Source organism: Pauljensenia sp. C0254C2, from assembly GCF_056583835.1.
In genome coordinates this window covers 216,900-243,500 of sequence record NZ_JBWPJO010000003.1, presented here as the reverse complement: position 1 = coordinate 243,500, position 26,601 = coordinate 216,900, and the positions used below count along the sequence as shown (strand labels likewise).

At 59.7% G+C, this 26,601-nt stretch carries 22 protein-coding genes and 1 riboswitch; of the genes, 14 read left to right on the top strand and 8 right to left on the bottom strand.

Annotation, left to right across the window (positions count from 1 at the left end):
* Position 1: 1 nt before the first annotated feature.
* From AC1DA5_RS04030 to lnt, 10 genes are all read left to right on the top strand, one after another.
* Positions 2 to 1,447: a transcription antitermination factor NusB gene (locus tag AC1DA5_RS04030; protein WP_070727283.1), complete on the top strand. Its 1,446-nt coding sequence runs from the start codon at positions 2 to 4 to the stop codon at positions 1,445 to 1,447.
* A gap of 4 nt (positions 1,448 to 1,451) precedes the next feature.
* The gene (gene rpe / locus AC1DA5_RS04025) at positions 1,452 to 2,114 is read left to right on the top strand and encodes a ribulose-phosphate 3-epimerase (protein ID WP_058236763.1); all 663 of its coding nucleotides are present in this window, start codon (positions 1,452 to 1,454) and stop codon (positions 2,112 to 2,114) included.
* Positions 2,115 to 2,161: 47 nt separating this feature from the next.
* A riboswitch (FMN riboswitch) is annotated at positions 2,162 to 2,288 on the top strand.
* 125 nt (positions 2,289 to 2,413) lie between these two features.
* On the top strand, positions 2,414 to 3,148 hold the full coding sequence (locus AC1DA5_RS04020; RefSeq protein ID WP_092649105.1) for an ABC transporter permease: 735 nt from the start codon (positions 2,414 to 2,416) through the stop codon (positions 3,146 to 3,148).
* Positions 3,149 to 3,170: 22 nt separating this feature from the next.
* Positions 3,171 to 4,214 carry an ABC transporter substrate-binding protein gene (locus AC1DA5_RS04015; protein ID WP_157886355.1) on the top strand — a complete coding sequence of 348 codons (1,044 nt, stop codon included), beginning with the start codon at positions 3,171 to 3,173 and terminating at the stop codon, positions 4,212 to 4,214.
* 21 nt (positions 4,215 to 4,235) lie between these two features.
* Positions 4,236 to 4,499, top strand: coding sequence for a phosphoribosyl-ATP diphosphatase (locus AC1DA5_RS04010; RefSeq protein ID WP_058236761.1), 264 nt, complete (start codon positions 4,236 to 4,238; stop codon positions 4,497 to 4,499).
* A 32-nt stretch (positions 4,500 to 4,531) separates the two neighbouring features.
* Positions 4,532 to 5,377, top strand: coding sequence for an ATP phosphoribosyltransferase (gene hisG / locus AC1DA5_RS04005; RefSeq protein ID WP_092648616.1), 846 nt, complete (start codon positions 4,532 to 4,534; stop codon positions 5,375 to 5,377).
* A 222-nt stretch (positions 5,378 to 5,599) separates the two neighbouring features.
* Positions 5,600 to 6,544: a helix-turn-helix transcriptional regulator gene (locus AC1DA5_RS04000; RefSeq protein ID WP_092648615.1), complete on the top strand. Its 945-nt coding sequence runs from the start codon at positions 5,600 to 5,602 to the stop codon at positions 6,542 to 6,544.
* Positions 6,537 to 7,454, top strand: a complete 918-nt coding sequence (locus tag AC1DA5_RS03995; RefSeq protein WP_092648614.1) for a helix-turn-helix transcriptional regulator — start codon at positions 6,537 to 6,539, stop codon at positions 7,452 to 7,454. Before AC1DA5_RS04000 ends, AC1DA5_RS03995 begins: the two co-directional genes overlap by 8 nt.
* 14 nt (positions 7,455 to 7,468) lie before the next feature.
* Complete coding sequence (locus AC1DA5_RS03990) at positions 7,469 to 10,225, top strand: DEAD/DEAH box helicase (protein WP_092648613.1); 2,757 nt, start codon at positions 7,469 to 7,471, stop codon at positions 10,223 to 10,225.
* Positions 10,210 to 11,781 (top strand): apolipoprotein N-acyltransferase, encoded by a 1,572-nt coding sequence (gene lnt, locus AC1DA5_RS03985; RefSeq protein WP_058236756.1) that lies wholly within the window; start codon positions 10,210 to 10,212, stop codon positions 11,779 to 11,781. Before AC1DA5_RS03990 ends, lnt begins: the two co-directional genes overlap by 16 nt.
* On the opposite strand, the gene AC1DA5_RS03980 is transcribed toward lnt, so the two are convergent.
* On the bottom strand, positions 11,778 to 12,143 hold the full coding sequence (locus AC1DA5_RS03980; RefSeq protein WP_058236755.1) for an RNA polymerase-binding protein RbpA: 366 nt from the start codon (positions 12,141 to 12,143) through the stop codon (positions 11,778 to 11,780). The genes lnt and AC1DA5_RS03980 overlap by 4 nt on opposite strands.
* A 137-nt stretch (positions 12,144 to 12,280) precedes the next feature.
* Between AC1DA5_RS03980 and AC1DA5_RS03975 the strand changes: the two genes are divergently transcribed.
* From AC1DA5_RS03975 to AC1DA5_RS03960, 4 genes are read left to right on the top strand one after another with little or no spacing between them, the layout of a single operon-like run.
* On the top strand, positions 12,281 to 13,399 hold the full coding sequence (locus tag AC1DA5_RS03975; RefSeq protein ID WP_480289302.1) for a hypothetical protein: 1,119 nt from the start codon (positions 12,281 to 12,283) through the stop codon (positions 13,397 to 13,399).
* Positions 13,400 to 13,404: 5 nt separating this feature from the next.
* Positions 13,405 to 14,925 (top strand): Hsp70 family protein, encoded by a 1,521-nt coding sequence (locus AC1DA5_RS03970; protein WP_480289301.1) that lies wholly within the window; start codon positions 13,405 to 13,407, stop codon positions 14,923 to 14,925.
* A gap of 36 nt (positions 14,926 to 14,961) precedes the next feature.
* Positions 14,962 to 17,628: an MMPL family transporter gene (locus tag AC1DA5_RS03965; RefSeq protein ID WP_480289299.1), complete on the top strand. Its 2,667-nt coding sequence runs from the start codon at positions 14,962 to 14,964 to the stop codon at positions 17,626 to 17,628.
* On the top strand, positions 17,629 to 20,130 hold the full coding sequence (locus AC1DA5_RS03960; RefSeq protein WP_480289297.1) for a YhgE/Pip domain-containing protein: 2,502 nt from the start codon (positions 17,629 to 17,631) through the stop codon (positions 20,128 to 20,130).
* Between the two features lie 2 nt (positions 20,131 to 20,132).
* Here AC1DA5_RS03960 and AC1DA5_RS03955 read toward each other — a convergent pair whose 3' ends face one another.
* The 7 genes from AC1DA5_RS03955 to pepN form a co-directional block, all read right to left on the bottom strand.
* Complete coding sequence (locus AC1DA5_RS03955) at positions 20,133 to 20,657, bottom strand: MerR family transcriptional regulator (RefSeq protein ID WP_480289311.1); 525 nt, start codon at positions 20,655 to 20,657, stop codon at positions 20,133 to 20,135.
* A 154-nt stretch (positions 20,658 to 20,811) separates the two neighbouring features.
* Positions 20,812 to 21,579: a transcriptional regulator FtsR gene (gene ftsR / locus AC1DA5_RS03950; protein ID WP_058236750.1), complete on the bottom strand. Its 768-nt coding sequence runs from the start codon at positions 21,577 to 21,579 to the stop codon at positions 20,812 to 20,814.
* Positions 21,576 to 22,013, bottom strand: a complete 438-nt coding sequence (locus AC1DA5_RS03945) for an FHA domain-containing protein (protein WP_058236910.1) — start codon at positions 22,011 to 22,013, stop codon at positions 21,576 to 21,578. The genes ftsR and AC1DA5_RS03945 overlap by 4 nt, the downstream gene beginning before the upstream one ends.
* Positions 22,014 to 22,119: 106 nt before the next feature.
* The gene (locus AC1DA5_RS03940) at positions 22,120 to 22,857 is read right to left on the bottom strand and encodes a DUF881 domain-containing protein (RefSeq protein ID WP_092648608.1); all 738 of its coding nucleotides are present in this window, start codon (positions 22,855 to 22,857) and stop codon (positions 22,120 to 22,122) included.
* 10 nt (positions 22,858 to 22,867) lie between these two features.
* Positions 22,868 to 23,200 carry a small basic family protein gene (locus AC1DA5_RS03935; protein WP_058236748.1) on the bottom strand — a complete coding sequence of 111 codons (333 nt, stop codon included), beginning with the start codon at positions 23,198 to 23,200 and terminating at the stop codon, positions 22,868 to 22,870.
* A 2-nt stretch (positions 23,201 to 23,202) separates the two neighbouring features.
* Complete coding sequence (locus AC1DA5_RS03930; RefSeq protein WP_058236747.1) at positions 23,203 to 24,015, bottom strand: DUF881 domain-containing protein; 813 nt, start codon at positions 24,013 to 24,015, stop codon at positions 23,203 to 23,205.
* On the bottom strand, positions 24,012 to 26,576 hold the full coding sequence (gene pepN, locus AC1DA5_RS03925; protein ID WP_480289295.1) for an aminopeptidase N: 2,565 nt from the start codon (positions 26,574 to 26,576) through the stop codon (positions 24,012 to 24,014). The genes AC1DA5_RS03930 and pepN overlap by 4 nt, the downstream gene beginning before the upstream one ends.
* Between the last annotated feature and the right edge of the window lie 25 nt (positions 26,577 to 26,601).

Sequence of the window (26,601 nt, the reverse complement as noted above, 5' to 3'; positions counted from 1 at the left end):
GATGGCAACAGGACGATATGCGGATGGTTATCGGGCGAAACGCAACGTTGACCCTGCCCGGCTCGTCGCGTTTGAGGTCCTTGATTTGATCGAGCAGGACGGCGCGTTCGCGAACCTTGCACTACCTAAAGCTCTGCGCGCTGCGAAAGAGGACTTCGCATCCTTCGACGGGCGTGATGCGGCATTTACCGCTGAACTGGTCTACGGCACAACGCGCGCACAGGGCCGCCTCGACTGGATCATCAACGCCCATTCGACACGTCCGGTCGACCAGCTCGATCCATCGTTGCGCACGGTGCTTCGCATGGGAGCCCACCAGATCCTCAACATGCGCGTGCCGGACCATGCGGCCGTCGCCGCAACCGTTGACCTTGCTCGCGAAGTCCTCACTGACGGTCCGGCGAAGATGGTCAATGCTGTTTTGCGCTCCATTATCCGCACCGGCGCTGATCAGATCGACGCGGACATTGACGCAATCGAGAATCCGGTCGAACGCCTGGCTGTGCGTTATTCACACCCGACTTGGATTGTTTCGGCACTGGGCGACGCCCTGACAGCTCATGGCTGCTCCAAGGATGAGCTGGAAGAAACACTGGCTGCCAATAATGAGGCACCACTGGTGACTCTAGTTGCCCGCCCGGGTCTGATTGACGTGGAGGACCTGGCTGATGAAGCGATTGATGCATGCCACACGCGGGTAGCTCCCGGCACGCGTTCGCCGCTTGCTGTTGTCCTGGAGTCGGGCGACCCGGCACGCATCGGCTCTGTTCGACGCGGACTGGCCGGTGCGCAGGATGAAGGTTCCCAGCTGGCCGCCCTCGTCACTGCCGCCGCGCCGATCGAAGGGTCGGACACCGCATGGCTTGACCTGTGCGCTGGTCCGGGCGGGAAGGCCGCGCTGCTGGCGGCTGAGGGAGCCGAGCGAGGGGCACACCTGTTGGCAAACGAAGTCCACACTCACCGCGCACGCCTCGTTGAGCGCGCAACCGCCCGCCTGACCAACGTCGAGGTCATTTCCGCTGATGGGCGCACGCTCGGCGGGCAGGGAACACCGTGGCAGCTTGGCTCATTCGATCGCGTCCTGGTCGACGCGCCATGTACGGGCCTGGGGTCACTTCGCCGTCGCCCGGAGTCACGCTGGCACAGGTCCGAGGGGGACCTGGCGGATCTGGTTGCGCTTCAACGTGACTTATTGGACCGGGCTGTTGATCTGGTTCGCGTTGGGGGAGTGGTTGCGTATGTCACCTGTTCGCCGCATCGTGCGGAAACTGTTGACCAGGTCCGACGCCTGAGCGAGTCGGGACGCGTGGAACTGATCGATGCTGTGCCGGTTGCTGCGGGTATCTCGCCTGAGCCGTTGAGCGCTGACGGACCGACCCTGCAGTTGTGGCCGCATCGTGATGACACCGATGCGATGTTTATGGCTCTGATGAAACGGGTATCCTGAGAGCATGCATCTGACTATTTCGCCGTCGATTCTCAATTGCGATATTGCTGATCTGCATGGCCAGCTCGAATCGATTTCCTCAGCTGACATTGCTCACGTTGACGTGATGGACAATCACTTTGTGCCCAACCTGACGTGGGGCCTTCCGGTTGTAGAAGCCTGCGTGAAGACCGGCATCCTGCCGGTGGACGCGCACCTGATGATCGAGGATCCTGACCGGTGGGCGCCGGCCTACGCTGAGGCTGGCTGTGAGTCGGTGACATTCCATGTCGAAGCTGCAGCGGCACCGATTCGGCTTGCGCGCGAGATCCGACACCAGGGTGCGCGTGTGGGCCTGGGGCTGCGCCCGGCAACTGACATTGCACCATTCGTCGATATCTTGTCCGAATTCGACATGATCCTCATCATGACGGTCGAGCCGGGATTCGGTGGTCAGAAGTTCCTTGAGTCAATGCTGCCCAAGATTCGCCGCACTCGTGATGCGATTAGGTCGGCTGACCTGCCCGTGTCGATTCAGGTTGACGGTGGCGTGTCACGCCAGACGATTGAACAGTGCGCACAGGCTGGTGCCACGAACTTCGTTGCCGGGTCGGCGATTTTCAAGGCAGAGGATGCATACACGGAGATTGCGACGTTGCGCGAACTTGCCGGTTCGCACTGTCACTGAGCTGAGGAATCTAGTTTTCCTTTTCCCAGTTGGCGTGCCATAATTGCCACATGCTCCGGGGTCGGTGTAAGTCCGAACCGGCGGTGAGAGTCCGCGACCCGCGCGTTCATACGCGTGGCTGAACCGGTGAAACTCCGGTACCGACGGTGAAAGTCCGGATGGGAGGAGCACAGGAAGCGTGACCGCGCGTTCGGACGCGCTCGTCATTTGTGCTGCGTGAGCCCCCGGTGCGCGGAGGACACGAACAGGTGGCAACCAGCCAGAGCCAGCGACGCGGCGCTCGAGGAATCAGCAGCGTGATGAACGTGTGCGCACCCCTCATTTTCCTCCTGTTGATCATGACCGTATGGGCGTTGGCCACCACTGTTTTTTCACTCGAACCGTGGCGACTGCCCAGCCCCGCACAAGTCCTTCAGCGAGCACAGGTATTGCTCACACAGCCCTGGATGTGGCAACGAGTGCTGATCACCGCAGGCGAAGCAGTGCTCGGCTGTGCGACGGGTGCCCTTGTGGCGTTGCCACTGGCGTACGCGATCTACAAAGTGAATTGGTTCCGCGCAGCAGTCGAGCCGTTCCTGGGTGCAACCCAGGCGATCCCGGCGATCGCACTGGCACCCCTGCTGGTCCTGTGGGTCGGCTTTGGCTTGGCCCCAGTGATTGCCCTGTGCGCGATCATGGTCTTTTTCCCGATTCTCGTGTCCACCGTTGTCGGACTGCGTCACCTTGACCAGGACGTACTGGAAGCTGCTTCACTGGACGGCGCGTCAGGGTGGATAATGCTGCGCCAAATTGAAGCGCCAATGGCGGCACCATCAATCCTGGCCGGTCTGCGCAACGGTTTCACCCTGTCGGTGACCGGTGCCGTGGTGGGGGAGATGGTCATGGGGGGCAACGGTATGGGCGGCATTCTTGTCCAGCAACGCCAAAACATGGACACGCCCGGAATGTTCGTCTCCATCGTTGTGCTCTGCGTGTTGGCAATGAGCATTTACATCGTTATCTACCGGATTGAAAAGCGGTATAACCGCAGTTGACAAGATGAAAGAAGGATTACTGATGGCACGTGGCATACGCGCTTTGACAACACTAGTGGTAGCGGCGAGCGCTCTGACCTTATGTGGCTGCAGCTCCTCCGAGTCGCCCTCGCCGGCCGCTAATGCCCAAAGCGAAGTTGACTTGCAGGAGCCCACTGACGTCACGCTCGGGCTGACTTACATTCCCAACGTTCAGTTCGCGCCCACATACATTGCCGAGGAAGACGCGGTATACGCGAATGCGGGAGCGAACGTCACGCTGCGCCATCACGGCGCCGATGAAGGACTGTTCACCGCTCTGACAGCCGGTGAAGAAGATGTCGTGCTTGCCTCGGGTGATGAGGTACTGCAGGCTCGTGATCAGGGAATGGATGTGGTTGCCATTGGCTCCTACTACCACACCTACCCGGTGGTTGTCGCCGTCCCAGAAGAATCCGACATTGACTCCATTGACGACCTGCGCGGACACAGTATCGGTATCCCCGGCGAATTCGGTTCCAACTGGCTGGGCCTGCTCGCAATCCTGAACAACGCTGGGTTGAGCACGCAGGATGTCAACGTCGTGTCGATCGGCTTCACGCAGCAGGCTGCCCTGGCGGCTGGCCAGGTCGACGCAGTCGTCGTCTTCACGAACAACGAGATGGTCCGTTTCGGGCTCGATGGTATGAAGGTGCGCGCCCTTGACGTCGACCAAGACGCTTTACCGTTGGTGTCCGCCACGCTGGTGAGCACCCGCGAATGGGTTGACGCACATCCTGATGCGGCGCGTGCCATCGTGGACGGTACGACGCAGGGGATTGAGCGAGCGGCCGATAATCCTCAGCACGCTTTGGAGGTGACGAAGAAATACGATGACACGCTGAACGATCCGGCATCGTTCGAGGGTGCCCGAGCAGTACTCGAAGCCACGATCAAGCTGATGACGACAGGGAACGGAGCCGCCAGCGGCAAGCAGGATCTCGACAGATGGAACAAGATGGGACAATTCCTGTATGACACTGCAGGTGTGCTCACGCAGGCTCCCGATGTTGACGCCGCGGTGACGAACGAGTTCGCAAGCCGCTGATTGCTCGAGTAATGTGATCGTGTGACTACATTTGATGAACTGTTTGCAGAACTGACCGAGAAGGCCCAGACACGTCCTGAGGGATCTGGAACGGTCGCTGAACTTGACCGCGGCGTCCACGCCATCGGCAAAAAGGTCGTCGAGGAAGCGGCTGAAGTGTGGATGGCAGCCGAATATGAAACCGACGACGACCTGGCGCTCGAAATCTCTCAGCTGCTCTATCATGCTCAGGTCATGATGATCAAGAAGGGCTTGACGCTCGAAGACGTCTACAAGCACCTGTAAGCTCACAGCACCGCACCTGCGAAGGACTCACCATGCTACGAATTGCCGTGCCCAACAAGGGCTCACTGTCCGAACCTGCTATCACGATGCTCACCGAGGCGGGCTATCAGCTGCACCGCCGCGGCCGTGAACTGGTGATCAGCGACCACGCGAACGATGTCGAGTTTTTCTTCTTGCGTCCGCGCGATATTGCGGTCCACGTTGGTCATGGCACGATTCACGTCGGTATCACCGGGCGTGACTTGCTGCGCGATTCGCCTTCGGGCGCGGTGGAGCATCGGGCGCTCGGATTTGCCCGTTCAACCTTCCGCTTCGCGGGACCAGCCGGTGAGTTCACGTCACTGGAGGACATACAAGGGCGCCGCATTGCGACCTCTTATGACAAACTCGTGCGAGATTACTTGAATGAGGCCGGTATCGATGCCGAAGTTGTCCACCTTGACGGTGCAGTGGAATCCTCAGTTCGTCTGGGCGTTGCCGACCTGATCGCGGATGTCGTCGAAACAGGTGGTACGCTTCGCGCAGCCGGCCTGGAAGTGTTCGGTGACCCTCTGATGCAATCGGAGGCCCTGCTGATTGCCCGTGAGGACATGCGGGATAACGCAGCGCTTGCGACGCTCGACCGACGCCTGGAAGGCGTCCTGGTTGCACGCTCGTATGTCTTGGTCGACTACAACGTGCGTGAGCGCGACCTGAACGCCGCGATTGCGATTACGCCGGGCCTGAATTCCCCAACCATTTCGCCCCTGATGAATACCGAGTGGCTCGCCGTGCGCGTCATGGTAAAGGCAGAGAACATCAACTCGGTGATGGACCGTCTCTACGCGGAGGGCGCGCGCGCCATCATCGTGACCAAACTGGCTGCTTCACGTATCTGAACAGCGTCGATCCGGCCACGGCAGGGGCCCGAGGGTGCCCATATTGGTGTGCCCGGGCAGCCCGCCGATCTGATAGGGAACCATATGGTTCAGATCGCAGCGCCCCGCGGGGTGTTCGAATGAGGATATCGTTCATACGGTTCACGCGCGCCCCGCACCCTGCACACGCCATCCGCCACGTCATGTCGGCGCGACTCAATCCGCTAGGCTGAAACAGTGAGTATGTCATCAACGAACGTCCGTGTTCTCAACACGTTCTTTGAGTTACTCACGTCCGATGTGGGGCGCACACGCGATCAGATCTGGAGGCTGGAAGGCTATCGAAATCTGTCAGAAGAAGCCTTCAGTTCCGCCTTCCAACGCGACAAGGACGCTCTTCGTGACATTGGCATCATCATGACCGTCACGCCCGGCCGTCACGGAGAGCGATATGCGATTTCGCCGGACTCATTTGCTGACCGTCGCGCCACGTTCGACGCAGTGGACGGCGCGCTGATCAACATGGCGTTGGGCGCGTGGAACGAGCAGGATGGAGCCGAGCGCGGCGCAATGCTGACCACGAAACTGCGTGCCCTCAGCGATGGTGCAGAAAAACCGTGTGCACCGCTCAGCGTCGGATTATCGGGCGCTCACATGATCGTCGATATTCTCACCGCGATCCGCAACCGCCAACCGATCACATTCATGTACGAATCCACCCGCGTTTCAGAGCGCGCAATCGAACCGTGGCGCATCATCATGCGAGGACGCGGCCTGTACGTGTGGGGATTGGATTTGGATTGCGACGAACCACGGCTCTTCCGTACCTCCCGCATAACGTCAGGCGTCACGCTGCTGGGAGAACCCGGAGACGCCGGCCCTATCCCGGACAATGTGGGCGACCCATTCGAACGCCTCATGGTTTCGCCCACCCTGGCAATTCAAGACGGACAGGCGCAGGCAGTGCGAGATATGTGCCGTGCCGAGGGCGCCCGCAGCTGCGAGGGCGAGGTGAGTGTTGCTGACGGATGGATGCTGTATCGCGGACAGGCCGCCGAACGCAGCGAATGGATAAGCGCGATCCTCGCACACGTTTCACACGTAGTGGTGCGTTCACCTGAATGGCTGCGCGAAGCGATCATGACGCGACTGGACGCCGCTGCTGGCTGGGGGTGTGACGATGCCTGAACGCACAGAAGTAGCCGCCGCGCGTTTGCTGTCACTGGTCGCCTGGATCGGTGATCATCCTGGATCCTTGGTCAACGACATTGCCGAGCACTTTGGTCGCACACGCAAGCAGGTCCAACGCGACATCGAAGTGCTGGGCAGTGTGCGCGACTCCCTGCCGGGGGCCTCGCTGGAAATTGACTGGGATCTGTACGCGCGTGAAGAACGCGTCGCCATGCATTCGACGCTCGGCGCAGACGTCCCGCCCAGGCTGACCGAAGAGGAAGCAGCACTGATCATTGTGGGGTTGCAGGTCCTCACACCGATCCTGGGTCCTGACCTGCACGATCACGTCATGCACACGGCGCTGGCGGTGACACGTGGCGCGCAGACCTTTGAAGAATCCCTGGTCTATTCGCCCTCCGGAAGCGACCAGGCCCGAATCGATGACATTTTGAGCGCGCTGTCTGCCCAAGTAGCGGTGAGATTCACCTACCCGCATGACGACCATGACCGCGAGCGCGCCATTGACCCGTGGAACATCAAGCGTTTCGAAACCGGCTGGACAGTGACCGGCTGGGATCACGACGCTGCAGCTGAGCGGACATTTCGGATAGACCGTATGCGCGATATCAGGGTCAGCGATCAGCCGGTGACACACCCTGCAGCAGCGGATGGGTCCCCCTCGGCAATGGTGCGTATGACGTGTACGAGCGAGGCACGATGGATTCTTGACGCCGTGCCGCTGAGCGTCGTGAGTGACTCGGGCAGCGAATTCAGTGTCGATGTGCCAGTGTGGGACGAGGAATGGGTGACTCACTTCCTGATCGACATTGCCCCACATGTTGTGCAGGTTGTGCCCTCCGAATGGAAAGAACGTGCTGCGCGCGTGGCGCGCCGGGCCCGCAACGTGTGGGCGATGGGGAAGTAGGGGAGTAAGCGAGCATGTCACCGAAAAGACGCTGCCGCGTCCGCGAGGAAGGCGAACCAACCCGCGAAATGGATCAGATGAGTCCGGCTGAACGCTTCGAGGCTGCCAAGGCTCAGCGCGCCGTCGATTCGAGTGCGCGCAGTGCATTCGCCGACTCGCTTGGGTTTTCGCTTGATGATTTTCAGTGGGAAGCGCTTGAAGCTGTTGAGGGTGGCGAGTCTGTGCTGGTGGCCGCGCCGACCGGAGCAGGAAAGACTGTTGTCGGCGAATTCGCCACCTATCTGGCTGTTGAGCGTGGAACCCGCGCGTTTTACACCACCCCGATCAAAGCCCTGTCCAACCAGAAGTTCATGGATTTCCAAAAGCGGTTCGGGGCAGAATCGGTGGGTCTGCTCACCGGTGATACGTCCATCAATCCGGGTGCTCCAGTGGTCGTGATGACCACTGAGGTTCTACGGAACATGATTTATGCGGGTGCGCCGCTCGATGATCTGACGCACGTAGTCATGGACGAGGTTCACTACCTGGCTGACCGTTTCCGCGGCCCGGTGTGGGAAGAAGTGATGATCCACCTGCCGCAGCGTGTCAGTGTGATTGCGCTGTCGGCCACGGTGTCGAATGCCGAAGAGTTCGGCGCGTGGATGCAGCAGGTGCGTGGCACATGTCGCGTGATCGTCTCCGAAAAACGCCCTGTTCCCCTGTACCAGCACATGATTGCCAATTCGCACCTGTTTGATCTGTACGCGCCGGGGTCGAGCCGCCGGGCGGGTGTGAATCCGCAGCTCAGGTATGAAATTGCCCGCAGCTCGCAACCGGGTAGTGGCCGAGGTTTGCAGCATAATCGACGAGGCAGGCTGCAGCGCCGCGAAAGTCGAGCCGGCGTGCTGATGACACTGCAGCGGGCCCACCTGCTGCCGGCAATTGTGTTCATCTTTTCTCGGGCTGCGTGTGACGATGCGGTACAGCAGGTAGCTGCCTCACCGTTGGTGCTGACAACTCCGGAAGAAGCGCGCCAGATCAGGGATGCGGTCGATGAGGCAATGGAGCAGATTCCTGTCACTGACCATGTCGTGCTGGGGCTGCATCGATGGGCGAGCGCTCTGGAGCGAGGGATAGCGGCTCACCATGCCGGAATGCTTCCCGTCATGAAGGAGACGGTGGAACGGTTATTTACTCGCGGTTTAATTAAAGCGGTCTATGCCACCGAGACGCTGGCGCTGGGAATCAACATGCCCGCCCGGACAGTTGTCATCGAATCCTTGCAGAAGTGGAACGGCGTTGCGCACGTTCAACTGTCGGCGGGGGAGTACACGCAGTTGACGGGACGTGCCGGCAGGCGCGGCATTGACCGTGAGGGCCACGCAGTGGTGCTTTACCAGGGACGCGTTGAGCCTGAAGAGGTTGCATCGCTCGCGTCGAAACGAACCTACCCGCTGATCAGTGCCTTCAGACCAACGTACAACATGGTGGTGAACCTGCTGGCACGGTCCTCTCGCGCGTCGACGCGCGAAGTGCTCGAGTCCTCATTCGCCCAGTTCCAGGCCGACCGCGGAGTCGTCGAATTTGCGCGCGAAGCTGCGCGGGTGAAGAAACATATGGATGAGGTCGCCTCGCACGTCAAGTGTGAATACGGCGATGCCCTGGAGTACTTCCAGTTGCGTGAAGAGCTGTCCGGTTTGGAGAAATCCTCGGCGAGGGCGCGGTCGGCAGTAGTGCGGCAGGACATGGAAAAGGATCTGCGCCGGGCGCGCCGCGGAGATATCGTCGCCTACCAGCCCGGGCGAGCGACCCGCTATGGGGTGGTGATCCGGCCTGCCGACGAGGGGCGAGCACCGCGAATCGACGTAATCGGCACGGATATGAAGATTCACGATGTGATTATTTCGCAGAAAATGCGTGCCTTTGCCGTGGTTGGAAGTATGAAAATCCCGATGGGACGTGACCTGCGCAAACGTGTGGTGCGCGAGAAGGTGGCCGGCGAAATTCGCCGCCGTGTACGCTCAGGCGCACTGGATGCACCGCGTCGGTCAGCCCACCGTGACGATCCCACTATTGCATATATGAGAGACGAAATTCGTCACCATCCGGTTCACCGTTGCCCGCAGCGCGAGTCGCATGCAGCGATGGGGCATGAATGGGCACGTGCTCGCAAGGAGTACCTGCGAACGGTTGAACGTATCAATGAGCGCACCGACACGGTCGCGAAGGAGTTTGACCGTGTGTGTGCGGTGCTCGAATCCCTCGGCTTCCTTGACGGCGACCGTGTGACAACGGCGGGACAACAGCTGCGACGCGTGTTTGGTGAGCGGGATCTGTTGGTCGTTCACGCCGTGCGATGTGGGGCGTGGGACGACCTAGATCCGGCTGAATTGGCAGCGGTGGTCTCCACCTGCGTGTATGAGGCGCGTGCGGAAAACAATCCCGACACGTCAATTCCTGGTGGCGCCAATTCAGCGATCGCTCGTGCACTGGATGCAACGTGGCGTGCCAGCCAGGAGATCCAGCAGGCAGAAACGTCTGCGGGAGCTACACCCACTCCTCCGCCGGATATCTCGCTGGTCGGTGCTATGCATGCGTGGGCGCACGGTGCGTCGCTGACCACTGCACTGCAAGTAGCTGACCTGTCGGGCGGCGATTTTGTGCGCTGGGTGCGACAGGTGATGGATCTGCTCGACCAGCTCTCGCACGTTGATCAGGGTGGCCTGGCCACACGCGCCCGGGACGCTCGACGGATGCTCGTACATGGAGTGGTGGAATGGTCGACCGTTTGAAACTGAAACTTCCCCCGCGGCGCAGATGGCTGGATTATCCGTGTGCCGCGATCAGCGGCGTATGTCTGTGGGCGGCATTCCCGGATGTGGGATGGTGGCCGCTTTTCGTCATCGGGCTGGCATTTCTAGTCGCCCTCGTCGATCGGTCGTCGACTGGACGAGGCATGTGGTACGCAACGTTGGTCGGCGCGCTTTTCTGGCTACCGCACATCCACTGGTCATCCATCGCAACAGGCGGCTGGTTGCCGTGGGTGACACTGTCAGCCACGCAGATCATTGCATTGTGCATCTGGGCGTGGTGCGCTGCGATCAGCAGGGCACTGGTGTGGGTGCGCACCTGGTGGGGACAGACATTGTCGTGGGCCGTTCTGTGGGTCGCGGTCGAACAGCTGCGTTCAACCGTGCCATTTGGCGGTTTCCCGTGGGGCAAGACGGCGTATGCGATGGTCGATGCTCCGTGGGGAAAGCTCGCGCCGTGGGGTGGGGAAGTGCTGGTCAGTGCAGTCACTATGATGCTCGCAGTGCTGCTGCGGCGCACATTTTCGCTCCTGAGAACGCGCTCGGATGAGCACTGGTGGAACAGACCGTTGATGCTGGTGCTGGCGGCTGCGCTGGCGTGCCTGCCGCTGGCGATCACACTACCGAATGCGCAGGAAGCCGGATCGATTCGCGTGGGTGTCGTCCAGGGCAACGTTGAAATCCCGGGCAATGCGACGTACAGCGTGCCGCTGAAAGTTACTGGCAATCACACGCGCGAAACGCTGCGAATGGCCGAGGAAGGCGACGCGGTGGATGTGGCTGTGTGGGGTGAGACGGCAGCCGATCGCGATCCTCGTGCCAATTCAGGCGTAGCGAACCTGGTCGATGAAGCAGTCGATGCGCTCGGCGTTCCGATTCTGGTCGGCTTCAACGGGTATGACAGTCAGGACAATACGCGCACGAATCTGGTTGGCTGGTGGTACCCGGATTCGGGTCTGAGCGATCAGCTTTACGGTAAGCAGCACCCCGTGCCGTTTGGTGAATACATTCCGTGGCGCTCCTTTATTTCAAAACTGGCTACCGAGGCAGCTCAGGTCAACGTCGACATGGTTGCGGTCGATAATCCGAGCCTGCTGTCCGTGACGCTCAACGATGGGCGCGAGGTGCCTTTCGTGATGGGAATCTGCTTCGAGGTGGCTTATGAGGATCTGATTCGAGACGGTGTGGATCGAGGCGGTCAGATCATTGCCATTCCAACGAATAACTACCATTTTCGGTATTCAGCTGAGTCCACTCAGCAGGCTCAGATGCTGCGTTTTCGAGCAATGGAGTACGGCCGATCGGGAATCCAGGCCTCCACCAATGGTGTCTCGATGATTGTGCGCCCTGATGGCACGATCGTGCGCCAGACAGTGAAACAGACTGCAGATCACATGGTGGCGCAGCTGCCGTTGCGTACATCACTGACGTGGGCAGCCAGACTCGGCATAATTCCGTCAGTCGGAATAATGTGTGGAGGGGGAGTTGTCACCATCTGCGCCGTGGTGCGCGCACTCATCAGCGTGCGGCGACGTTAATTCTTTCGGTAGGCGCCTTCTGGACGCAAACGGCCCGAGCGCAGCAGTTCGAGCTGCTCGTTCAGGACAACGTCGAGTTCTTCAAGGGATCGGCGCTCGCGCAGCATATCCCAGTGCGTGCGAACCGGTTTGGCTGGTTTCTGTTCTTCCTCTTCGCCTTCTTCGCCGATAATTTCAGCGGTGGCGCCGCATTTGCATTCCCACGTCGCCGGAGGATTCGCTTCGGTGGAAAATGGAATCTGGAATTTATGGCCGTTGGAGCACAGGTATGTTGCAGTCGCTCGGTCGGCGAAGATGACACCTTCTTCTGATTCCATCGATTTTGCACCAATTTGCATACCGCGAAGGGCGCGATCAGCCATGAATCCTCCTAAATGCGTGCGAGCTCGAATATTGTAACTGATAGAGGTTCGCACGCTCCACCACAATCCGATAATGTACATTATGTCAGATTTGGGAAGTCGTGAAATCCCCTCTCACTTGGCGAAAGGAAATCTTCATGCCTGAGGTCAGCAGCTCGGTCCACGCTCAACGTCAGCGCACGCGAGGGACAACCCAGCCGCGCGGTCTGTCACTGCGTCCCTACTTTAAATCCGACGCGCCCGCGCTTGTTGTGGTCTTTGGCGTGGTGTGCGCGCTGACGATCGCTGTGACACGCGCCTACCTTGCTCTGACTGGTTATCCCCAAGTTGGCGGCGAAGTGTTTCACATTGCTCATGCGATCTGGGGCGGCTTGCTGCTCATTATTGGCTTGATCGGCGCGATGGTATTGACGAATTCCTGGGCGTCCTGGGCAGGTGCGATCCTCGGTGGCGTCGGTGCCGGATTATTCGTGGATGAGGTCGGCAAATTCATCACACAAGATAATGACTACTTCTTTCCTCTTGCCGCAACCATTATTTACGTTTTCTTGGTGTTGCTAGCTGGTGGGGCGCTTGCTCTCCAACGACTAAGCCGCAGTACTGCCGCCGCGCACCTGCACCTGGCCCTCGACATTGCCGAACAGAGTGTGGATCGCACCCTTCCGGCTATGCGCCGCGCTCAGATGGCACAACACCTGGACAAAGCCCGAAACCTCAACCCCTCTCCTTCACAGCACCTGCTCATCGACGTGCTCAGTGACTTGGCAGATGATCTGCCCGGAGATGGATCTGACGCCGGCACACGCCTGACACGCTGGGTTAGAAACGTTCCCACGTCTCGCTTCCAGAGCGTCGCAGCCGTTTTGCTCTTCATTCAGGCGGTCGGAGACGTCGCACGCGCCGTGACTGCCCTCGTGTCGTACGCATCGGGACATGCCATGCTCGACCAGGTCGTTCCCGATGTGACACAAGACGGCTGGACGGGCACATTGTCAATCGCAGCTGTCATCGGCGGCGTTATCGCGGGTGCGCTTGCCGTGGTTGCAGGAGTCATGATGCTCCCGAAGCGCTCCTCCATCAAGATTCCATTCGGCATCGCCTTCGCGGCGGTAGGCATTGACCTCGTTGTGGTCAACTCGCTTGCCTCCTACACCAACCAATTCTTCATCCTGGCGATCGCCGCCTACCTATCGGTGTCAATGTCGGTGATCATCATGTGGCGTCGCTCGAATTCTGCCGATCGACTACTACAGTAGGAAATATGAGACTTGGAGTAGATTTCGGTACGACACGCACCACTGTTGCGGCAGCTGATCGAGGCAACTACCCTATTGTAGCTTTCAGTGACGCCGACGACGACGTGTGTGAATACATCCCCTCCCTCATGGCGCTTGACGGTGACCATCGCGTCTACGGCTTCGACGCGGTAGAACTGGCGCGCCAGGGTGCTCCGCATCTGCGCTCCTTCAAACGCCTGATCTCCGATCCAGCTGTCACGAGCGAAACAACGGTGCGAGTTGACCGCCGCGACATCAACGTCCTCACGCTCCTGACCGAGTTCCTCACCTACGTGGCCCACGAAATTCGCACGAACTCGTCAGTGAGTCAGATCCCAGACGAAGAACCACTGGAAGCCGTCATCGGTATTCCCGCCCACGCCTACTCGGCACAACGTTTCCTGACGCTGGAAGCATTCCGGGCAGCCGGCTTCACCACTCTTGCCATGATCAACGAGCCGTCAGCAGCAGGCTTCGAATACACCAGTCGACATCGCGCTTCGCTATCGACCAACCGGCAACAGATCCTCGTATATGACCTCGGTGGCGGAACCTTCGACGCCTCACTGGTCAGCGTGGAAGGAACCTCTCACGAGATCCTCGGATCACACGGCAATAACCTGCTCGGCGGGGACGACTTTGATCAAGTACTCGCCCAGTGCGCACTGGCCGCAGCCGGCGCAACCTCTGCCGATCTGTGCGACTCCGATATGGACGACCTGCTCGAACAGGCACGCGACGCAAAGGAAGCACTGACACCTCAGACCAGGCGAATCTCATTGACGGTGGGCGCACGCGATGTCACAGTGCCGGTCGCGGACTTCTATGCTCACTGCATCGACCTGATCGATTCCACCGTCGAAACAATGAAGCCGCTGCTCGCCATTGATTCAGAAGGCGGAGAGGAACTGGGACCCCACGTTGCGGGATTGTACGTCGTGGGTGGTGGGTCCCAACTGCCGCACGTCCTGCGCGAACTGCGACGCCGCTTCGGGCGACGTGTCCACCGCTCCCCTCACACCGCAGCATCAACCGCGATCGGCCTGGCCATCGCAGCTGATCCCGAGTCCGGCTTCACCCTGCGTGAACAGCTTTCACGTGGAGTCGGCGTATTCCGCGAAATGCAGTCAGGGCAGATGGTGTCGTTTGATCCTCTGCTGGATGCTCACCTGAGAGTCTCCACACAGGACTCCGTCAGCGTCACGCGTCGCTACCGTGCCGCTCACAATATCGGGTGGTTCCGCTTCGTTGAATACACTGCAACCGACGACCAAGGCGTGCCGCGAGGCGACGTCTTGCCGTATGGCGAGCTGATTTTCCCCTTCGCCCGCGAACTGCAGGATATGGGCGACGCCCTCGACCCCCATGCCGTGAGTGTGCGCCGCACGGAGGACGGACCCTTAATCGAAGAAAAGTACACGGTGGATCGGCACGGTATCGTTCACGTCGCCATCACCGACTGCGACACGGGTTACACTGTCTCGCAATCACTGGGAAGTAAATAACACTGCAGGAGCTCCTCAAACGTTAGACAATGTAATGTGTCTACTTTTCTGCGTCAGTTAGGTGCCGCCTGCGCGCGCCACGGGATCCGCACGCTCCTCGTGTGGATTGCCGTCCTGCTGATTGGCGGAATCGGGGTGTGGCAGGCAGGCCCGCAACTGTCCAATGATTTCAAGATTCCCGGCACAGAGGCCCAAGACGGCCTCGACATTATTTCGGAACGATTCCCCGAACTGGCCGGACTGACCGCACAGGTCATCGTGGAATCTCCTGATGACTACCCCATCGAGACACACCGCGACCAGGTGCAGCGCGTCGTCGATCAGTTGAGCGCCGTCCCTCACGTCACTCAGGCAGCCGACCCGTGGTCAGAATTGCTGCGCACTCCCACAATCAGTACGGACGGACGATTCGCCCTGATCAACGTCCAACTTGACCTGGCGCTCGGGCAAGATGACGACGGCGCACTGGACACTATCGAAACGGTCGCTGCCGACAGCACAAAGGCCGGGATGCCGGCATCGGTCGGAGGCCAGATCTACCAGATAACATCAGTGCCCCTCTCCCCTCTTGAACTGGTTGGTGTGGCCATTGCGCTCATCATCCTTGCGATCACCTTCCGCGCACTGCTGCCTGCAGTCCTGCCCGTGATCACCGGACTGCTCGGCGTGAGCATCGCGATGACAGGTGTACTCATTGTTGCGCAGTGGGTGGACATTTCCACCACTACTCCCACGCTGGCGATCATGATCGGTCTGGCGGTCGGCATTGACTACTGTCTTTTTATCGTCTCCCGCCATCGTTCCCAGCTGGCTCACGGCTGGAACGTCGTTGATTCCATTGCGATGGCCAATGCGACATCAGGTGGTGCCGTAATCTTCGCCGCCATCACCGTTGTGATCGCACTATGCGGTCTGATCGTCTCCGGCATCCCCTTCCTGGCAGTGATGGGTCTATGTGCCGCGGCCGCTGTGGCCGTGTCCGCTGTGATTGCGGTGACGGCCATCCCGGCTCTGATGGGTTTGATGGGTGAGCGACTGCGCCCACGCCACGCACGCGCATCGCGGCGCTCCGGTCAGGAAGAGACTCGCAGACATGCAGCGAAGCACTCGAAGCAGAGTGCTTCCCAATGGTGGGTATCAGTGATCACTGCCCGCCCGTGGATCACGATCGGTGTCGTCCTGGTTTTCCTGTCCGCCGTCGTCATTCCTGCCAAAGATCTGCGCCTGTCCCTTCCCGACAATGGAACCGAGCCGGTGGGCACTCCCGCACGGGACACATACGAGCTGGTGGCGAACGAATTCGGAGACGGAGCCAACGCTCCCCTGCTGATCATCGGTGGCATCATCCAGTCTGAGGACCCGCTCGGTCTGGTCGATGAACTTGCCGACCGGGTTGAACAGGTTGATGGCATCAGGTCAATTCAGATAGCCACCCCGAACAGGAACGCTGACCTTGCTGCCGTCATTGCGATCCCCGAGGCCGCGTCGAACGATCCTGCAACCGAAAAAGCACTGGAGAACCTGCGCGAAGCTGCCGACACGTGGGAGCGTGAACTGGGCGTCGAGGATATTCATGTGACCGGCATGGTTGCCGCCAGAATGGATGTGACCGCTCGCCTGACGGATGCGCTGGTGCCGTTTGCCTCACTGGTGGTGGGGCTGGCGTTGATTGTGCTGACAGTAGTCTTCAGGTCACTGTGGGTGCCGCTGACCGCAACGATCGGATACCTCCTGTCGATCGGCGCAGCATTCGGCGTTACGTCCATGATCTTTTCGTGGGGATGGTTCACCGGACCGCTGCGCATCTCCAATACCGGGCCGGTCATCTGCTTCATGCCGATCATGGCGTTGGGTGTGCTCTTCGGCCTGGCGATGGACTACCAGGTCTTCCTCGTCACCCGCATGCGCGAATACTGGACTCACGGCGAGGATGCACGGCAGGCAGTCAAGAAGGGATTCGCCTCTTCCGCACCTGTTGTGGTGGCTGCAGCGCTGATCATGGTGTCGGTTTTCCTCGGATTCATTCCCTCAGGTTCGTTCTACGTCCAGCCCATCGCACTGGCGCTGGCGGTTGGCGTTGCTATTGACGCATTCATCGTGCGCATGACGCTCATTCCAGCGGTCATGATGGTGCTTGGTAAGCGAGCCTGGTGTTTTCCGCGCGCACTGGACCGGGTGGTGCCTCACGTCGACGTCGAGGGCGTCGCTATGGATCACCTCAGCGATCACATGGAGTGGAAACGTGTCAACGGACCGGCAATCTTGCGCATGGAAGATGTCCGCATTGACGAGGGTGGCCAGACCGTGGCCTCGTGCGATGAGCTGATTGTCTGGCCCGGTGAGGTCATCCAACTGGACGGGCCACCCAGCCAGGTGCGCACACTCATGTGCGCGGCTGCGGGCCTTATCCGCGCTGACCAGGGAATTATCGTGGTGCGCGATAACGACGCGCGCGATCGATCCAGCTGGATGCGCGCTAACATTCCGATCATGTTGCGAGCCTCATGGGCCCACATGATTGCGTCGGATGCTAAAGAGTCGGACAAGAACCTGGTACTCGTGGACTGCCCGGTAACCGAACAGGTGCGAGACCAGCTCATCAGTGCGACAGTGGAACAAGAAGGTGCACTGATTGTGGGACCTCAGGCCGGCAACAGTGGCTTTGTGATCACACGGACCGTCAAGATTGGAGGCGACGCATAAATGCGATTACGAGATGCACGCCTATTGCTGGTCGCCGTCATCGTACCGATCTTGCTCGCCGCGTTGTCCATGTGGTCAATCGGTGGGAACAGTACAGGCTCGGACATTACACGCCTGAAAGCGGCGATCGTAAACCTGGACAAGGGCGCGGAAATGACGCTGCCCGACGGCTCAACCCAATTTGTCCCTTTCGGACGCCAACTGTCCGCCGAACTGCTCAAACCGCACGATGGAACCGCAACGTTCCAATGGGAGCTGATGCAGGTCAACAGTGCGCACGACGCAATTAAGAACGGTGACGTTGCTGCAATCGTGACCATTCCGGAAAACTTCTCGACAGCGGTGGCAACGATCGGGCAAACTGACGCAAATCCCGGCATTGTCTCACTGACCAGCTCTGATGCGACTGCACCTATGATGAACGAACTGGCCCATGCGGTGACGGAAGCCGCCGCGCGATCCTTGGGCCAGACGCTGGGCACGCAGGTTCTCAACGGTGTCTATCTGGGATTCGACCAGCTGAAAGACCAGCTGGGAGCAGCTGCAAACGGAGCCAGGCAACTCGATTCCGGTATCGGGTCCTTGGGACAGGGTGCCCATCAGCTGGCCGACGGTGTCCACCAGAGCACGGATGGCACCTATGAACTTGCCGGAGGACTTGCCCAACTTGCCGACGGCACGGCAGCACTGGAGAGCGGTGTGGCAGGATTTTCGGGCGGTATCGGACAGCTCCATGCCGGTGCGGAACAACTGTCAGGCGGCATCCACCAGATGCGCGACGGAATCGCCGGATCAGCCTCCTCCCCCGGTCTGACCGGCGGCGTCGACCAGCTGGCGGACGGCATCCTGGGAAACGGTACGACGCCGGGGCTGGCCAGTGGCTCACTCCAGCTGGCAGAAGGAACCGAACAGCTGGCCGACGGTATCGCGCGACTTGACAACGGGTTGGACACGATCCGTGCCCTCATTCCCGAGGATTTCGATCCTGCTGACCTGCCAACGATCACCATCGATCTTCAGCAAATTGTCGATGTGATGAAACAGGTGGCTCGGGATGCGCGCGATGTGCTCAGCAGGCTTGAACCAATCATGACCGATCAGGATGTCATTAACGAGCTACGTAGCTCGCTGCTCGGCCTTATCGATCGATGCCCCGCTGAAACGTTCCCACAATACTGTGCCGATATGAAGGAGTTTGGGCAGTTGATTGTGCCTTTCATTGATGGCCTGCCCACGGTTGCAACCGATTCCCTCGCTGCCCTCGACGATTTCCTGGCGAAGATTTCCAGTGACGAATTCGCGGACGGCCTTGCCGACGCGCAACATTTCGTTGACCACTACAACGAGTACATCGCCCAGATTGTCGGTCCGGATGGTTTACTCGCAGGGGTGAGCCAACTGGCCACAGGATCCCAACAGCTTGCCAGTGCAGCGCGTCAAATGGCGGATGGCATCAATGGAACAGACTCGACGATAGGCCTCGTTCAGGGCGTCACACAGCTACAGAACGGGGTGCATCAGCTCCAGGACGGATTTGACGGCACAGAAGGCCAGCCTGGACTCGTCACCGGAGCCGATCGCCTAGCCGACGGCTTGGCACAATTGTCGGCTGGAGTGGGCCGCTTCTCGGGTGGCATTAGCCAGCTCAACGAGGGAGCCCAGGGAGCGGCTGACGGCTCCAGCCAACTGGCAGACGGACTCGGACAGCTCGGAAACGGAGCCGATCAGCTTTCCACAGGCATCGACCAGCTACGCGACGGATCGTCCCAGCTCGCGGATGGCCTGGACGAGGGCGTCTCGCAAATCCCCGTCTATTCAGATGCGGAACGCACTCGGATTGTGTCCATGGCGATGCGTCCGGTGCAAACAGAGCAGGATGCCACGATGCAGAGCACCATCGGAACAGCTTTCCCGTTTACCGCTGCAGTCCTGATCTGGATCAGTGCGTTTGGTGCATTCTTGATGATGCCGGGCCTTCGCGGTCGCGTCTTGGCTCGTCCAGTCGGTGCAGTTCGGGCGGTCATTGATTCGCTGCGCGCCCCGTCCGGCGTAGTGGCAATCTCCGTGCTGGGCGTGATCTGTGTAGCGCTGCTGTTCAAGGTCTCCCCTGTCAGTCTCGCTGGTACAGGTGCACTGATCATAGTCGGCGCAATTGTGGCAGTCCTGGTCCACCAGATGCTATTGGCAGTGTGCGGTGCCCGGATCGGGCGTGTCGTCTCGCTCCTGTTCTTCACGTTGCAGGTCGTTGCCCTCATCGGGCTGATGCCCTACCAGGATTCACCTGACGCCTTATCTACAATGAACGCGCTGCTGCCGTTGGGAGAACTTGCCGGAGGCCTGCAGACCAGCGTTCTGGGTGTGGGATCCTCGTGGGTGCCCCCGCTCCTGTCGCTGATCGGATGGGGCCTGGTGAGCTTCATTGGTTCGGCGGTGGCGGTTACGCAGCGCCGAACGCTCTCGCCCGAGAAGGTTCGCGAAGCGTTGAACGTTGTTCCGATGTGAACTTAGGAAACGGAACGGTGCCTGCGGCGACGGCGTTCAGCTAGATCGTCAATAACCGTGTCATCTTCGTCGCGCCGCTCGACTGGCAGTTCAGCCAGGGAGCCTTCAACTTCGCGCCACACGCGCCCCACTGCGATACCGAACACGCCCTGTCCGCCTTGGAGCAAGTCAATCACCTCATCGGATGACGTGCATTCATACACGGATGCGCCGTCACTCATCAGCGTGATCGACGCGAGGTCATCGATTCCACGGTTACCGAGCTGCGTGACTGCCTGGCGGACTTGCTGGAGTGACACGCCGGCGTCAAGAAGCTTCCTGACGACTTTCAGGACGAGGATGTCGCGAAATGAGTACAAGCGCTGTGAACCGGATCCATGCGCAGCGCGCACCGACGGCTGGAGTAACCCTGTGCGAGCCCAGTAGTCGAGCTGACGGTAGGTGATGCCGGCCGCGGAGCACGCAACCGGGCCGCGATAGCCGGTTTCGTCTTCGTTGAGGCCTTCAAGAGGGTCGCCGAAGAGCATGGCCTGTCGTGGTTGTGGGGCTACTGAATCAGCCGGATTCGCGCTCACGTATGCTCCTAGGACTCTTAGCCACTGAATGGGCTCACTGTGTGTACTCTCTAACGCTAATTCCCGAACGGTCGTCGGTCAACAATTCAAACGGCGAGCCTCAAGTTCAACTTGAAGGTGAGTCGCCGTTGAGCCTCGACAATGAAATGCGCAATAGTTCCCGGTGCAGGTCAGCGAGCTTTTCACCAAATTCCATTGAGCGTGCGTGTGCACGCTCACGATCGGTGGCGCGTTGGCGTGACAGCTGTGAGGACACGACTTGATCAATCACATCCGCACTGCGCTCGGCACCTGTGCGCACAGAACGCAAGATCCTCGCATTCATGCCCTCAGCTTCAAGGGCCACCAGCAGGTGCACGACGTGAACCGTGCGAGATGGAAAATAGCCAGCAATGTCTGGAGCGATCAATCCGAGTGCAGTGTAGCGTTCAAGAGTCTCGACAGTGGCGCCTGTCAGATCAGCCAAGTCACGCGTGGAAATCGTTGACTGGTTCGCAGGGACAACTACTTCCCCATCGGAAGCAACAATGCGTGCGCTCGGAGCAGGATCCACGTCATGGCCGGCGTCCAATGCCCGCAGCTCATCGCGAATGGCATTGAGGGGCGAATAGGAATCGCGCTGGCGCCGCAGGATATAGCGCAGTCGCTCACGGTCGGACTCGGAAAACTTTCGGTAACCCGCACTCGTACGGCTCGGACAGATGAGTCCCTGATCCTCCAGAAAACGAATCTTTGACACTGAGACGGTGGGGAACTCTTTTTGCAGAGCTTCTGTGACCTGGCCGATGGCCATTGTCGGCTCTGCACTCAAGCCACGTGGCCACTGTCCCTGTTGTGGATTCTCCTCGAGTGCGTATGCGTGGGCAGTGTTCATGCCTGCTGCGGGGACGGCTGGTAGGTCATGCGGTACTTGCCGATCTGGACTTCATCGCCTTCTTGCAGATGTGCCTCATCGACACGTTCACGATTGACATAAGTGCCGTTCAGGGAGCCTGAATCGCGGACAATGTAGCCACCGTCCTGTGCGATGAACTGGCAATGTTTGCGGGACACAGTCACGTCGTCAAGAAAAATGTCCGACTTGGGTGAGCGTCCGGCGTTAGTTGTGCCTGGATCGAGCAGGAAGCGCGCACCGGAGTTCGGGCCACGCTGAACGATGAGCAGTGCGGAACCGGCAGGAAGGGCCTCGACTGCCTCGCGGTCGCGAGCAGACAACGGCAGCGGTTGAGCAGTTTCCTCTTCTTCCTCCGAGCCTGGCAGGCCGAAGACCGAGGTTGCCGTCGGGTCAAAGTCACTGTGATCTTCCATCATTTCCCTCTTCCGCGAGTACACCGGAATTCAGATGCACCCCAGTGTACGCAAAAAAGGTACGCCGGCGCATTGCTGTTTCATTGATAACAATTATGTCACGCCTCTATTTTTCTGTCGCATATTGAGGGATCGGAGTAGGAGCAACTTCATCGATCACGACTTGCTGGGATTTGATGATCTCCACGTCCGCATTCTTGGAACGCATCTGCCAAGCCGCACCTGCAGAAATCTCCAGTGCAGTGGCAATCGTGTCCGAATCTCCAATCACTTTCCACTGGTAGGGCGAGTGGATCACCTGACCGTTCATGATGATGCCCACATCCGACATGGAAAACCAGGTCTGCGCGTTGGCACGGATACCGTTGATGCTCACAGCTTCAGCTCCGGCGTTGCGCAGTTCCCCAAGGGTCATGACGAACTGGACTGCATTGACACCTCCCTGCGGATCGGTAACGATCATGGTGAGGCCTTCGCCTTCAACAGGGACCGTTCCGGCATTGATGCGTGCCTGCTCGACACTCTTGCGGGCCGCTTCGTCGGCAGCCTGCTGCTGGGAGACAGCATTCTCCAGGTCAGCCAGCTCAGACTCGAGCTCAGCCTTCTCGCCGCGCAGTGTTTCCTCGCGTCCAGACAGCTCATCGAGCAGCACCACCAGGTCTTGCTCGGTCATCTGGTCGAGCGGGTCGGCACGCTGGGCGCGCACCTGAGTTACCAATGCGATACCGAGCATCATGCAGATGACGACAAGAAGAATATGGATCGGCCTCGGACTGGCCAAAAGAGCCTCTCGCAGCCGTGAACCGCGCGATATCTGGGGTTTGTTCGCAGAATTACGTGCCATTGTCGTGCACCTACGCCTTGAAAATAAGACGACGGATGGACGCGGCGTTGGAGAAGATACGGATACCGAGAACGACGACGACAGCGGTCGTCATGGCGGATCCGACGCCGAGCTGCTGTCCTAGGAATACCAACAGACAGGCTACGAGGACATTCCAGAAGAACGACATGATGAAGACACGGTCGGAGAAGACACCTTCGAGCCACGCGCGCCCGGCGCCGAAAAGAGCGTCAAGCCCAGCGACAACGGCAACGGGAAGGAATGGCTGAATCCACACCGGGATCGTGGGATCGACCATGAATCCAATGACGATTCCTGCAATCAGTCCAAGGACAGCAATCATGTTTAGCCTCCAGCACCATCTCGAGTTTCAGCGTAGCGCGTCGAGCGCTGATCAACGCCCTGCATCTCAATGGAGTTTGCGGCCCGTGTCGTGATCTGTATACCTCGAGCTGACTGGGCGGTAGACAGATAATCACCGGTGCCGCCACGAACCAGTGCCACCGACAGATCCGACCCGTCTCCGATGGCATTGATGACGTAGGGAGACTGGATGGCCGTGGTGTTGACCAGGATCGTTGAACCTGCGGTGCGGATGAAGGTGCCCGACCCGATGCGAATGCCGTTGACGTCAATGGCTTCAGCTCCGCCCGCCCACATGGCATTGACCACCATTCGCAAGTCCTGATCGCGCACAACCGCCTGGGGTCGTTCAGTTTTGGAATCTGTGGCGTCGCTGAGGGCAACAGTCAGACCCGGTCCGTGCACGGAGTGAGCCGCACTGGCCATCGCCACGCTTGCCTCCAGTTGCGGTGCAGATGTCGGGGCGATATCGGCAGCTGAGCGCATCGTGGAGGACAGGTCGGACACTTCCTGGCTGAGCGAGTCAACCTGCGTCTGGACGGTTTCGATGCGCGAGGTCAATGAGTTTCGCACTGTCGTATCAGCGGGGGCGCGTAAGTATCGCACTGCGATTCCGGAGGCGATCCCCAGCGCGATCGCCATGATGATGACGAGGACGCGCATTGCCGGGCCGGATCGGCGGGCATTCGGATCGGCTGCGTATGCGTGGTAGGCAGCATCGAGCGGATTGCGAAGAAGCTGGTTGAGCTGCGACATCGATGCGGCAGGGTCCTTTCGGGGCGAGGCAGTGCTCATAGCGTCTCCTCCCAAAGTTCCTGGACGCGTTGAGCACGCTGAACGTCGTCAAAGTTCTCGATTACGAGCCGTCGCAGGGCAGCAGGTGCATCCGTATTGCCCTCCAGCCATTGTTCATATTCATTGACGAGGGTGGCTACCGCATCCGGATCATCGCAGTCGACGTGATGTGGAGCGCCAGCACGCACGAAGCGAATACCCATGCCGATGGAGTGGGTGGCCCAAAAATCAGCGAGGTGCGCGAAGAACTCACGGTCGAGCTCATCGCCCTCCCACGTGGACTCCGCCAGGCCGAAGAGGATCGCTGAGGTTTCCTCGTTGGAAATGTCCCCGGTGAGAACTCGTTTCCATGACTGTTCACGGATAGTGGCTGTGGGCAGAGCAGCCACAGCGCGAGCGTGGAAAATGGTAGTCTCCCCTGTGCGTTCGTTGTCCAGCCACTGGTCGAGGCGAGCGCGGTCGACATCGCCGCGCGCAGCAAGCGCGCGGCGTGCACGCCAGGCAAGTTCGGGACCGATTTCCAGTCCATGAATACTGTGCCGGCCCGCCACGGCTGTGATCGTGCTGGTCGCTGCAGGTGACAAGGGGCACCAGGGTGCTGAGCTGAGCAACGCTCCGAGCCACAGACGCTGGGGGTCCACGGTAGTGGTGTGTGAGAGGATGTCGAGTGCAGTGGCGACGACCTGTTCGTGCAATGCTGCTCGTTGTGAGCGCGGGCAGTAATGCGCGATGGCGTACTGAACACTGGACAGCAGTCTGTCCACAACCGCGTCGTGATCTTCGGTGAGTGCCTGCGTGAGTACTGCGCGAACATAGCGGTCTGCGCGCATGAGCCCATCGCGCACCATATTCCATAGGTTCGCCCACACAACGGCGCGCGTGAGCGGATCAGGGCAGGTTCCGATGTAAGCCAATGCCGTGTCCGCGCTGTGCGCATCAAACCTGCAGATCGCATACGTCAGATCGTGGTCGTTCAACACGATCAAATCGCATTCCCCGCGTGAAAGTGTGTCGTCTGTGATGCGGATACGGGCGGCCTCAGTATGCAGGCTATAGGTGTGGGTGCGCCTCAGGGCTCCCTCGTCAATCGCCCACGTGGATACCTCAAGTGTGTGTGGACGAACGAGGCGGTCCTGGACCAGGTCGAAGCGGGAAAGACGGCCCGAATGGTCGAATTGCACGTCGACGGAGAGCCTGGATGGGCCGCTGGTTTCCAGCCATAGCCTGCTCCACTCAGTCAGATCCTTCCCGGACGTTTCTTCCAGGGCTTTCAGAAGGTCGGTCAGCTTCGTCGCACCGTTGGCGTGGCGGGTGAAGTAGAGTCGTGCACCGGCAAAAAACGCGTCCTCACCAAGGGTGACGAACAGTTGCTTGAGGACGGCTGCACCCTTGGCGTAGGTGATGCCGTCGAAATTGTTCTTGGCTGCCTCCACGTCCGGGATATCTGCAGCGATGGGGTGGGTGGTTGGATACTGGTCCTGCTCGTAGGCCCAGGCTTTGCGGCCAATGGCGAATGACGTCCACTCCCCTGTGTAGGCGGTGGCGTGAGCAGCCGTGTTGGTGCCCTGGTGGTCAGCAAAGGATTCTTTGAGCCACAGGTCATCCCACCATGCGGGCGTGACGAGATCACCGAACCACATGTGGCACATTTCGTGAAGGATCGTGTTGGCACGGAGCTGACGCTGCGCGAATGTGGGGGTGTCGCGCGACAGGAGATGCTCGTTGAACGTGACGCACCCGGGATTCTCCATTGCGCCAAGGTTGTATTCAGGCACGAATACCTGATCGTAGGATCCCCACGGAAATGTCACACCGTAGTGCTGATGATAAAAGTTGAGGCCCTGTCGGGTGACAGTCAGAATATCGTCGTCGTCCATGAAAGGCGCGAGGGCGGCGCGACACATCAGACGCAGCGGGATTGCGACATGTGTGCCGTCGCCGGCTCCACCTTCCCAGGTACCGCCGTCAACTACGGCCCACTGGCCTGCAACAACTGCGGTGATGTAGGAGGACAGAGGTGGTGTGGTGAAAAAGTCGTGCCGAATGAAGGTGCCGGCATCCGTCGGTGTGTCGATGCCGTTGGACGTGACAGTCCATTCTTTCGGCGCGAGGACGTGGAAGGTCCAGCGCGGCTTGATATCGGGCTGATCCATACACGGCCAGGCCCTGCGCGCATCGGTGGGCTCAAACTGTGTGTACAGGTAGATGCGGTGATCTTCAGGATCGAGATAGCGGTGGAGCCCCTCCCCTGTGCGTGAAAAGCTGCAGTGGGCGCGCACGGTGAGCGTGATCGGACGTGATATTGGAAGGTCATCAAGGTCAAGGCGAGATCCGTCATGGTGGAACGCATGCGGAGCGTCATCGACCAGAACCTCGTCCACCGTTCCCACCACGTCAACAAATGTTGAGGGACGGTTGAGCGTCATTGTGAACACAGAGGTGACAGGATAATGTGTCTCGTCAAGATCACCTGCACGCGTCAGATCCACCGTCACGTCAATGTGGGACACTGAGACTGTCTGAGCACGCTGACGTGCCTGGGATCGCGTGAGGTTAAACATGTCTCGATTGTAAGAGCGCGCGCGA

Coding starts and splice junctions, on each gene's coding strand:
- AC1DA5_RS03945 (WP_058236910.1), bottom strand. CDS start 22,013: ATGGAAGATCACAGTGACTTTGACCCGACGGCAACCTCGGTCTTCGGC.
- AC1DA5_RS03980 (WP_058236755.1), bottom strand. CDS start 12,143: ATGGCTGATCGCGCCCTTCGCGGTATGCAAATTGGTGCAAAATCGATG.
- AC1DA5_RS04015 (WP_157886355.1), top strand. CDS start 3,171: ATGGCACGTGGCATACGCGCTTTGACAACACTAGTGGTAGCGGCGAGC.
- AC1DA5_RS03990 (WP_092648613.1), top strand. CDS start 7,469: ATGTCACCGAAAAGACGCTGCCGCGTCCGCGAGGAAGGCGAACCAACC.
- pepN (WP_480289295.1), bottom strand. CDS start 26,576: ATGTTTAACCTCACGCGATCCCAGGCACGTCAGCGTGCTCAGACAGTC.
- AC1DA5_RS03930 (WP_058236747.1), bottom strand. CDS start 24,015: ATGAGCACTGCCTCGCCCCGAAAGGACCCTGCCGCATCGATGTCGCAG.
- AC1DA5_RS04000 (WP_092648615.1), top strand. CDS start 5,600: ATGTCATCAACGAACGTCCGTGTTCTCAACACGTTCTTTGAGTTACTC.
- AC1DA5_RS03955 (WP_480289311.1), bottom strand. CDS start 20,657: ATGCTCTTCGGCGACCCTCTTGAAGGCCTCAACGAAGACGAAACCGGC.
- AC1DA5_RS04020 (WP_092649105.1), top strand. CDS start 2,414: ATGAACGTGTGCGCACCCCTCATTTTCCTCCTGTTGATCATGACCGTA.
- AC1DA5_RS03970 (WP_480289301.1), top strand. CDS start 13,405: ATGAGACTTGGAGTAGATTTCGGTACGACACGCACCACTGTTGCGGCA.
- rpe (WP_058236763.1), top strand. CDS start 1,452: ATGCATCTGACTATTTCGCCGTCGATTCTCAATTGCGATATTGCTGAT.
- lnt (WP_058236756.1), top strand. CDS start 10,210: ATGGTCGACCGTTTGAAACTGAAACTTCCCCCGCGGCGCAGATGGCTG.
- AC1DA5_RS03935 (WP_058236748.1), bottom strand. CDS start 23,200: ATGATTGCTGTCCTTGGACTGATTGCAGGAATCGTCATTGGATTCATG.
- AC1DA5_RS03940 (WP_092648608.1), bottom strand. CDS start 22,857: ATGGCACGTAATTCTGCGAACAAACCCCAGATATCGCGCGGTTCACGG.
- AC1DA5_RS03960 (WP_480289297.1), top strand. CDS start 17,629: ATGCGATTACGAGATGCACGCCTATTGCTGGTCGCCGTCATCGTACCG.
- AC1DA5_RS03975 (WP_480289302.1), top strand. CDS start 12,281: ATGCCTGAGGTCAGCAGCTCGGTCCACGCTCAACGTCAGCGCACGCGA.
- hisG (WP_092648616.1), top strand. CDS start 4,532: ATGCTACGAATTGCCGTGCCCAACAAGGGCTCACTGTCCGAACCTGCT.
- ftsR (WP_058236750.1), bottom strand. CDS start 21,579: ATGAACACTGCCCACGCATACGCACTCGAGGAGAATCCACAACAGGGA.
- AC1DA5_RS03995 (WP_092648614.1), top strand. CDS start 6,537: ATGCCTGAACGCACAGAAGTAGCCGCCGCGCGTTTGCTGTCACTGGTC.
- AC1DA5_RS04030 (WP_070727283.1), top strand. CDS start 2: ATGGCAACAGGACGATATGCGGATGGTTATCGGGCGAAACGCAACGTT.